Raw genomic sequence first — 8,419 nt, 5'->3', positions numbered from 1 at the left:
TTTTGCCATAGGCAGTTATCCTCCATACATGAAAATAGCCAGACAGAGGGTGTCGGCAACGAAGTCCGGCAACGGGCTTCAAAAGACCTTGCAAACAATCTCAATCTGGCGGTGGTTACTATTTATACTTTTCTTTTATTTTTCTGTTGTTTTGGTTGTCATAGGGGAGAAAAGCCCGCAGTTATGGGTTTTTCCCCGGCAACCGGCTCGGCAACGGGATAGCAACGAAGTCGGCAACGGGCTGTCATTTTCAGAATGGAAGCTCCATCTGCTCCGTGACCTCCACAAAACCGTCCATAGATTTTTCGGGCGGGTTGTCGGTGTCCGTTGCCGGGATTTCACGCTCCCAGCCCTTTTGTCTGCCATATTCCGCAAACATTCTTGGATTGGAAAAGTAGTTCCACCCGGTAATGCACTGGTTCATTATCTCGTTGATTTCCCGGATTTCCCATTGCTTCGGCTCGTCAAAGGTGTGATTTAAGGCTTCCTTGTAGAGCTGCTTGGAACAGATCGTTTCCCCGGTGTACTTATCAAGGTAAGCCTGTATCATCCCGGCTTTGGTGTCCTCCGGCATAAAATCCCGCTGGTGTTCTTTGAGATACCGCTGCATGGCTGGGCTGAATGACAGCTTGTACCTGCCGCTTCGGTAAATCTCCATTGCTTCCGCCCACATCTGGCTGATATAGGCTCTGGAAGCGGCTTCGTCCTCCAAAATGTGAACCTCGGCTTGCTCCGGGTACACCATGACCGGGATAAATCGGCGGTTGCCGGAACGGTCAAGGGGGAGAAAGTCAAGGGCGTTGGAAGTACCGCCGAACACGCACTGACGGGGACGGTCTGCCGGGTGGGTTTCATAGGGTATCTTATAAACCTCTTTCTGTCGGCTTAGAAAAGACTTGATTTCCTCAATGCTCTTGGCATTGGCGGTTGCCATCATTTCCGACATTTCAATTATCCAGTGACCTTGCAGCTTGCGGTACACGTTATCATCGTCCAGCTTCCGCAAATCATCGGAAAACCACTCGTCCCGGACTGCCAGCAGACGGAAGAAGGTGGACTTGCCAGCCCCCTGACCGCCTACCAGACACAGCATGATTTCAAACTTGCTTCCGGGCTTAAATGCCCTTGTAATCGCCCCCAAAAGAAACAGCTTTAGGGCTTCATAGGTGTAATCGTCCACATCCGCCCCCAGAAAGTGCCGCAGACAGAAGCGGATGCGCTCCGTCCCGTCCCATGCAAGGCTGTTCAGAAAATCCCGGATGGGGTGGTACTTATTCTCATTCGCCACAATCCCGATGGCGGTTTCAATCTTTTTCTCACTGGTCAGCCCGTAGGTTTCCTCCAGATAGAGAAGCAGATACTTCATGTCTGTATCGGTCAGGGCTGTGCTTTCTCTGTGAAAACCGATGGGCTTTATGATGTCCTTTCGGTCGGTCAGGATGTTATAGGCGATTGCCCCGGCAAGCACCGGGTCACGCTGGAATACGGTCAGGCAGTTCCGTATGCTCTGGCGGACACCGCCTTTCTCGGTGGTTTCCAGAGTTGCCTTTACTTCCTCAACGCTCTGGGGCGGCTGCATGGCGTTCATGGTGTTTTTTAGTTCTTGCTGCGTCTGCGGCGGCAAGCTCTGCCATTCGCTGTTCAAGCTGTATCACATCCTTTCCATGTTCCGTAATCAGTGAAGCGATTTCCTCCGTATCCCCAAACAGCAGCACATCCAGCAGATATTCCACATGGGCTTGCTTCTGCAAGGCTTCCACGAACCGGGGATGAAACGCTTCCTCCGGGGAGTGCGGGGCATAGTCGGTTTTCCATACCCGTAAGAGGTGTAGATAATCGGCAAGGACACGGAAGCAATGTGCCTTTGCTTCCCGGAACTGTTCTTCCGGGGATTTCTGCCGGGGCTTGGGCTTCCTTGCCCTGCCCGGTGGCTTCCAGTCCTCATAGGCAAGCCCGAAGTCACTCGCCAACTGTGCGGCGGCTTCCTTTTTCCCCAGCCCGTACAGGGCAGCTACAAAATCAATCACATCCCCATCTGCACCACATCCGAAGCAGTGGAAACGCTTGTCCAGCTTCATGCTGGGGGTCTTATCGTTGTGGAACGGGCAGCAAGCCATCCCGTTTCTGTTTACCCGGATTCCGTAATGCTCCGCAGCCTGTCTTGTCGTAACGGACTGCTTCACAGCTTCAAATACATTCAAATCAATTCCTCCTTGTAAAAAAGAAAAGGCACTTATCATTCTCAATCTGAAAATGGCAAGTGCCTGTTAAAGTTCCATATCCTGTTGTTTGTGTTTCGTCTGCGCCGGGGCGTTTTTCTGTGCTCTCTTCTCGTCAGCCTTATCCTGCAAGACTTCTTTGAGGGGCTGCTTCTTGGGCGGCTCTTTGCTTTCCTCTGTGCCGGGTGTGGCTTTCCGTACCCAGTAGCGGATGTCCCACAGCTTCTTCAAATCTTCCTGCACCTCGGTCAACGGTACTTTCAAGTCTGCGATTTCGTCCACAAGCTTCGCCTGTTCCTGCAAAAGCTCCTTTTTCGTGCTGTCCTTATCGTCCGGGTGCTTGGCAAGGTAGGCACTGGCTTTCTCAAACCGGGCAACCTCCGGGTGTTCCAGCTTGAATTTTTCCTTAGTTTTCTTGAAAAATATCTTCTGGTATTTCTCATAAACGGGCTTACATTCCTTACAGTCCGTCCGGGCGGCAAGGATAGCGTCAATCACGTTGCTGCGGGTTTCCTTTGGCTTCATCTGCTTTCGGTAGTCGGCGGCAGATTTCCCGGACGTTTCTATAAAGTTTTCCAAATCCTCCACGGTGGAAAGTCCCTTTCTCTGGAGATAGGACAGGGCTTCGCTGACTGCCTTTAAGTCTTTGGAAGTCCCCCGGCTTTGTCCCGCCCGTGTCCAGCTGCTCCGTTCTGCCTTTCGTATCTCCATATACTTCATCAGCAGATTGGGAAGAAAGACCGCTTCCTCCGCAGCTTTTTGGGCAAGCAGTTCATTCCGCTTTTCGCTAAGCTCCGCAATCCAGCCTTTGAGATTTTTAATAAGCTGCCGGATGGACTTCATCAAACTATTGGCGGCTTTGATTTCTCGGTTCAGGTTGCCGATGTTCGTCTGAATCCCACGCTTTTCCATCTGCCGGACAGCAGCCCCTTCATGGACGGTAGGGATAATATCAAGCCCCTGTCTTTCGTAAGAACGGAGATCTACTCGTTCCGGGCGGTTGTTGGCTTCCAGATAGCGGTTTTGGATGACCTCCCATTCATGCCGCCAGATTTCGCCATATTTGCGGTCGTTCCAGTCAACCGTATCTTCCTTGTGGCTTTTCCACCTGCCGGACGGGAGCTTGATTCGTTCCCCGTTCTTATCAAGTTCATAGACCTTGCGGCTCTTGGGAAGCCATTTCCCACGCTCATCCATTGCCCGCATGGTCAGCATGACATGGGCGTGTGGGTTTCCGTCCCCTTTGTCATGGATGGCAAAATCCACGCACATTCCTTTGGAAACAAACTGCTGGCGGCAGAAATCCCGTACAAGGGCGGCGTACTGGTCGGGCGGTATCTCTCTGGGAATGGAAAGCACCCACCGCCTTGCAAGCTGGGAGTTCCATTGCTTCTCAACAGCTTCGGCAGCGTTCCAGAGGGTGTTGCGGTCTGTGTACTCCAGGGGAGCGTTTGCCGGGAGCAGGATTTCATTGTGGACGATACCACGCTTTTCCGGGTAGTGTTTTACTTCCTGGTCATATTCACAGAACAGCTTTTCGCCGCTCTGGTAAGCAGCGGCGGCAACCGCAGACTGGCGGTGGCTGCGCTGCACAATAGAGATTTCGTTGTGTGGACAGGGCATTTTGTGTTCCTCCTTTCCGTTTTTGGACATAGAAAAAGCAGGATACCTTTTCAGATTTCCTGCTTGTTGTGCCGCTGGGGGCGGCGGGTATTTAGTAATACATTTACATAGTTTTGTGCAAGTACCAAAGTCGCACAATAAATACAATTTGTCCAATAGCATAAGCCCCAATAATAGTGAAACATGGGACTACTGTCATATATCCGGTGAAAATCAAAGCAAAAATAGAAACAGCAATCGTAACATTCATTACCTTGAAGCCACTTGCCATAGCAGCATTACTAAGCGAAATATTTCTCTCGTCATTTTCCTCTATTTCCATTTCTTTGGTTTTCTTAACGAACAAGTCGCACACACCAGATACAATCAGCAAAATTCCAATGAGAGATGTACCTACTACTATTAAGTCGGGACGTGGCACAGGTATTATTTCATGTACTCCCAAACCGTATGTTAGCAATCCTCCCAGTAGAATAATCATTCCTGTAACTGTCATTAAAATCAACAACCTTTTTTTCATAATCAATCCTCCTCGTAAATAAAAATTTCTTCAATACTCATGTTGAAATATCTGGCAATCTTAAATGCCAACTGAATAGATGGGTTATAGCGTCCGTTTTCCAAAGAGCCGATGGTCTGTCGTGATACTTCCAATGCATTTGCTAAATCTTCTTGCTTTATGCCTCGTTGCTTTCGTAATTCTTCCAGGCGATTTTTCATGTCATCCTCCTCTCTTATGGAAAGTTAACTTTCCATGCTTCCATTATATCACATAGTTCTTTTATGTCAAGTTAGCTTTCCATTTGCATTATATTTTATGAAACTTATCGGCTGGGAACAGCTTGCAACGCAAGGTGTCCCCAGATGGCAAGTCCACAAAAGGGTAGCTGGCGGCAGCCAGCGCAGGGGAAGTGTAGCGTCCCCTGTTTGATTTGGAGCAGACCGTGGCTGCGGAAAATCACAGCCCTCCTGCAAGGAGCCTTCGGAGAACGCAATGCACCAACCTCTGGGTGGTGTATAATTGCGCCCTTAGTAAACTAAGGGGTTTCCGGCTTCTCCCGTTCCAGCAGTTTTTTCAATATATCTTGCGTGTCCTGCCTGTGAAAAATGAGTTTCAGCAACAGCATGACATCATCGTCCGTCAGGCGTTCCGGCTCTTGCAGAAAACTTTCCAGCATACCGCCACGAGTACAGAGCCGGTGCGTCCGTTCCTTTCGGGTAAGCTGCTTCAACTGGTGCTGCAATGCCTTTTCATCATTGATGGCTTTCCGCAGTTTCTTTTCGCTTTTCTCCAACTCCCGGTTGAGCTTTCCCAGCTTTGAGGTATCAGGCAAGGGTAGCGCCCTCCTTTCCCGGTATCAGCACATAAATCCTGTTCGGTTCTCCCACGCCCTGACGCACCCGCATGATAAGTCCGGCGGTTTCCAGTTCATTCAAAGAACGCTTGACCGTCATGAGGCTGCGGGACAGGACTGCGGCAATGGCTGTGATAGGGAAGCAGACAAAAAGAATCCCGTTCTCGTCCGCCTGCCCTCTGAAAAGCATAGCGTCCAACATCCGGCAGTACATGACCTTTGCGGTGCTGCTGACTGGAAATCCTGTCAACGCTCTGGGAAATGGCATACAGGGCGGCAATGGTGTGTCTATCGTCATAAATTCAAAATTCATTCGGTGTGTTCCTCCTTTTTCTTTGCTCGTTTGGATAAATAACGGGGGCAGTCAATCACAACCGCCCGGAAGCTCTGCTTGCACCCATGCTGGCATTTCCGGCATAATTCGTTGTAAGTGACACGCCCCCGGTCATTGAGGTAAAAGGAAAGCTCATGCTTCCGCTTTTTGCTCATTCTCGGCATGTTACGTTTCCTCCCGTTTTCGTGTATGGTTTCGGGGCGATTTTCGGCAAAATTACAGCCATAGAGCCGCTTAAAATCTCCCGAAGTCTCAGCGATAGGGTAGACTATCTCCCTATCAAATTGTCGTGTTTCGGTATCATTTCGGTGTCAGTTCGCCAGTTCTCCCCGGTGTCGTTCCTCCCCTGAATCTCACAGCGGCGTATCGCTCCCTTTGGTACGCTCGTTTCGATCAGGGTTCCTCCATATCCCTGCCAAAAGTCATGGCGCTACATCGCCGGGGAAGCATATCCCACACAGGCTGGTCATTCGATTGGAATAATCCATCGATGAACTACCTGTATCATAGAACATTTTTGTGCCCTGTGCCGTATATCCACAAAGTAGGAATCAGGGGGAAAATCAGAAATTTCCACGATTGCGGAAAGTGTGATATAATCCAGTTAAACGGCAGAAATAAAACCACCGGAAAGGAGCGTGCGCCCATGAAAGTTGCAACAAGCATACAGGAACGCCTTTGGGAACTCCGCAAAGACAAAGGCTTAAATCTGGAAGAACTATCAAAGCTGACGGGCATTTCTAAATCAGCCCTTGGCAGTTATGAAAAAGAGGATTATAAGGAAATCAATCATGGCAACCTTATCACGCTGGCAGACTTCTATGGGGTTTCCGTCGATTATCTGCTGTGCCGGACAGAGAACAGGGAGCAGATCAACACGCCACTGACGGAGCTGCATTTGAACGATGAGATGGTGGCACTGCTGAAAAGCGGTCGGATTAACAACCGTCTGCTCTGCGAACTTGCCACCCATAAGGACTTTATCAAGTTTCTTGCGGACATTGAGATTTATGTGGACGGGATTGCCACCATGCAAATCCAAAATCTCAACTCCCTTGTTGATACCGTCCGGCATGAAATTATTGAACGGTATCGCCCCGGCGAAGATGACCCGCATTTGAAGGTGCTGCAAGCCGCACATATCAGTGATGATGAGTATTTCAGTCACATGGTTCTGGATGACCTCAACCTGATTATCCGGGATATTCGGGAATTCCACAAAAAGGACAGCGAGAGTGCGCCCCAAACTACCGTTGCCGATGAACTGAAAGAAAATCTGGAAGCGGTCGAAAATTTCAAGGGCAGTCGAGATGAAAAACTGGTTATCCTTTACTGCAAGCAGCTTGGTATCAACTATAAAAACCTGTCAGAAGAAGAATTTCGCTGGTTCATTCGTATTCTCAAAAAATCAAAGAAAATGGGAACACCTATCAGCCAGAGGAAAAAACGGTAAAGGAAAACCGCTGTTGCATGGTTTGTTGGATTCCATGTAGCAGCGGTTTGTGCTGTGGTTATTATTTCATTCGTTTTCTTAATATTCGGCGATAATTTGTTTCTCCCTTTGGTGCGTCCTGTATAATTTCCAACACACCATCTTCAAGCATTTTATCAATGCGATTGGAAATCCATACATCACTAATTCCAAGTTGATATTTTCCTAAAACATTACCTATGACAATAGCCATTTTGAATTGCTCTGGCTGTTCCGCAATTTCACGAAGAATGAAACTATCATATATATCTTCTGAAACGCTTTGCAATTTACCATTTAACATTGCACGCAAAGGTGCATTTTCATTTTGAAGTTGATTCCATTTCATAGTACAAGCTGAAAGAAATACAGGATTAGCTTTCTCTTGTAGAGTTATATAGTTTCCCCATTCGCCAGGAGAGACCTCGCCCCATGCTATTTTGGATGTCATAGTATTTTCTTTTCCATATTCCCATGTAGGTAACTTAACCAAATAAATTGTTGTCTGGCAGTTTAATGGTTGAAGTTGTTTCATAAGCCAATACATACCACAAAGCTCATCTGGATTATAGCTATACCAAATGCGAATTTCTTCCCCAGCTACATATCGTTCAATCACTGAGGTCAATGTAGTTTTAATTTTCTGTATTTTTTCTTCAACCTGATAATCTAAATCCTCTACAAAGCAGACAGACAGCATTTTCTTGAAAATATTTTTCCGCTGTTCGCCAATTCCATTATCAGAAATATCTCCCACACTAAGAGCCATATCAAAACAATAAACATCACTGCTCTTGCCTCCCAATGGAATAGCATTCTCCCAAGCAATGCGTTCTTGTTCCTGTGCTTGAAGCTGTGCCTTTTTCATTTCATCTGAAGATGGAACACTCCCGTCTTCGTGCCTCATAAATATTGAAACAGCACTTCCTCTATACTTTCCCTTGCCGTAAGTTTGGGCAATTTTCAAACTTCCACAGGCACTTTCACCAAATACAATTTCAATCATCTTATATACCTCCGATTTAATTGCTCCCGTTATGAATAAATCATCTCATACAAAACAATTTCTTCTGCCCTGTTGTGAATGTTATTGCAACGCTGCACCCATTCCATTTGTCGGGTACACTTCAATTCCTCTGTCACGCCCTCGGTAGCTTTCATCTGCTCCATGATAGTGTCTAACCGTTTTTGTGCCTGTTCATTCAGGTCTGCAAGATATGTCAACAATTCTCCGGTCAGTATCAATGTATTCAATCTGGCTGGGTGGACTTCTCTTAAATATTCCCGGTGCATTCGTCCGTACTTTCCGATAGGGCGGTGTTCCTCCGGCAGTTTCAAGCCTGGAATGTAGTAATCTCCGACAAGGATATAATCAATTCCGTTTTCCGTTATTCTTGGTTTCAATTCGCTCATGTTC

At 47.7% G+C, this 8,419-nt stretch carries 12 protein-coding genes; 2 read left to right on the top strand and 10 right to left on the bottom strand.

Going from position 1 to position 8,419, the window contains the following annotated elements; all coding sequences use genetic code 11:
• Positions 1 to 222 (top strand): hypothetical protein (locus DXD12_RS15450; protein ID WP_118638604.1); only part of this gene is annotated, 222 nt, incomplete at its 5' end.
• 28 nt (positions 223 to 250) lie between these two features.
• Here the strand turns inward: DXD12_RS15450 and DXD12_RS14865 are convergent.
• From DXD12_RS14865 to DXD12_RS14830, 8 genes are all read right to left on the bottom strand, one after another.
• The gene (locus DXD12_RS14865; protein WP_117831474.1) at positions 251 to 1,588 is read right to left on the bottom strand and encodes a virulence-associated E family protein; all 1,338 of its coding nucleotides are present in this window, start codon (positions 1,586 to 1,588) and stop codon (positions 251 to 253) included.
• On the bottom strand, positions 1,557 to 2,201 hold the full coding sequence (locus DXD12_RS14860) for a CHC2 zinc finger domain-containing protein (RefSeq protein WP_002595104.1): 645 nt from the start codon (positions 2,199 to 2,201) through the stop codon (positions 1,557 to 1,559). Before DXD12_RS14860 ends, DXD12_RS14865 begins: the two co-directional genes overlap by 32 nt.
• Positions 2,202 to 2,267: 66 nt before the next feature.
• Positions 2,268 to 3,842 carry a MobQ family relaxase gene (gene mobQ, locus DXD12_RS14855; protein ID WP_002595105.1) on the bottom strand — a complete coding sequence of 525 codons (1,575 nt, stop codon included), beginning with the start codon at positions 3,840 to 3,842 and terminating at the stop codon, positions 2,268 to 2,270.
• Between the two features lie 103 nt (positions 3,843 to 3,945).
• Positions 3,946 to 4,362 carry a hypothetical protein gene (locus tag DXD12_RS14850; protein ID WP_002595106.1) on the bottom strand — a complete coding sequence of 139 codons (417 nt, stop codon included), beginning with the start codon at positions 4,360 to 4,362 and terminating at the stop codon, positions 3,946 to 3,948.
• A gap of 2 nt (positions 4,363 to 4,364) precedes the next feature.
• Entirely contained in the window at positions 4,365 to 4,562 is a 198-nt protein-coding gene (locus DXD12_RS14845) for a helix-turn-helix transcriptional regulator (protein ID WP_002595107.1), read from the bottom strand.
• 317 nt (positions 4,563 to 4,879) lie between these two features.
• On the bottom strand, positions 4,880 to 5,176 hold the full coding sequence (locus DXD12_RS14840) for a DUF3847 domain-containing protein (RefSeq protein ID WP_005335898.1): 297 nt from the start codon (positions 5,174 to 5,176) through the stop codon (positions 4,880 to 4,882).
• Complete coding sequence (locus DXD12_RS14835; protein WP_005335900.1) at positions 5,169 to 5,510, bottom strand: DeoR family transcriptional regulator; 342 nt, start codon at positions 5,508 to 5,510, stop codon at positions 5,169 to 5,171. The genes DXD12_RS14840 and DXD12_RS14835 overlap by 8 nt, the downstream gene beginning before the upstream one ends.
• Positions 5,507 to 5,695 (bottom strand): hypothetical protein, encoded by a 189-nt coding sequence (locus tag DXD12_RS14830; protein WP_002304353.1) that lies wholly within the window; start codon positions 5,693 to 5,695, stop codon positions 5,507 to 5,509. Before DXD12_RS14830 ends, DXD12_RS14835 begins: the two co-directional genes overlap by 4 nt.
• Positions 5,696 to 6,177: 482 nt before the next feature.
• On the opposite strand from DXD12_RS14830, the gene DXD12_RS14820 reads away from it, so the two are divergent.
• The gene (locus tag DXD12_RS14820; RefSeq protein WP_008372835.1) at positions 6,178 to 6,984 is read left to right on the top strand and encodes a helix-turn-helix transcriptional regulator; all 807 of its coding nucleotides are present in this window, start codon (positions 6,178 to 6,180) and stop codon (positions 6,982 to 6,984) included.
• Between the two features lie 61 nt (positions 6,985 to 7,045).
• Here DXD12_RS14820 and DXD12_RS14815 read toward each other — a convergent pair whose 3' ends face one another.
• Positions 7,046 to 8,008, bottom strand: coding sequence for a DUF3658 domain-containing protein (locus tag DXD12_RS14815; RefSeq protein ID WP_005335911.1), 963 nt, complete (start codon positions 8,006 to 8,008; stop codon positions 7,046 to 7,048).
• 29 nt (positions 8,009 to 8,037) lie between these two features.
• The gene (locus DXD12_RS14810) at positions 8,038 to 8,415 is read right to left on the bottom strand and encodes a TnpV protein (RefSeq protein WP_005335912.1); all 378 of its coding nucleotides are present in this window, start codon (positions 8,413 to 8,415) and stop codon (positions 8,038 to 8,040) included.
• Positions 8,416 to 8,419 lie beyond the last annotated feature (4 nt).

Origin of the sequence: Clostridium sp. TF11-13AC (assembly GCF_003481065.1) — a bacterium.
GTDB lineage: Bacteria > Bacillota > Clostridia > Lachnospirales > Lachnospiraceae > Otoolea > Otoolea fessa.
The sequence above is the reverse complement of the archived record's forward strand: the minus strand, read 5'-3'. Positions and strand labels throughout refer to the sequence as shown.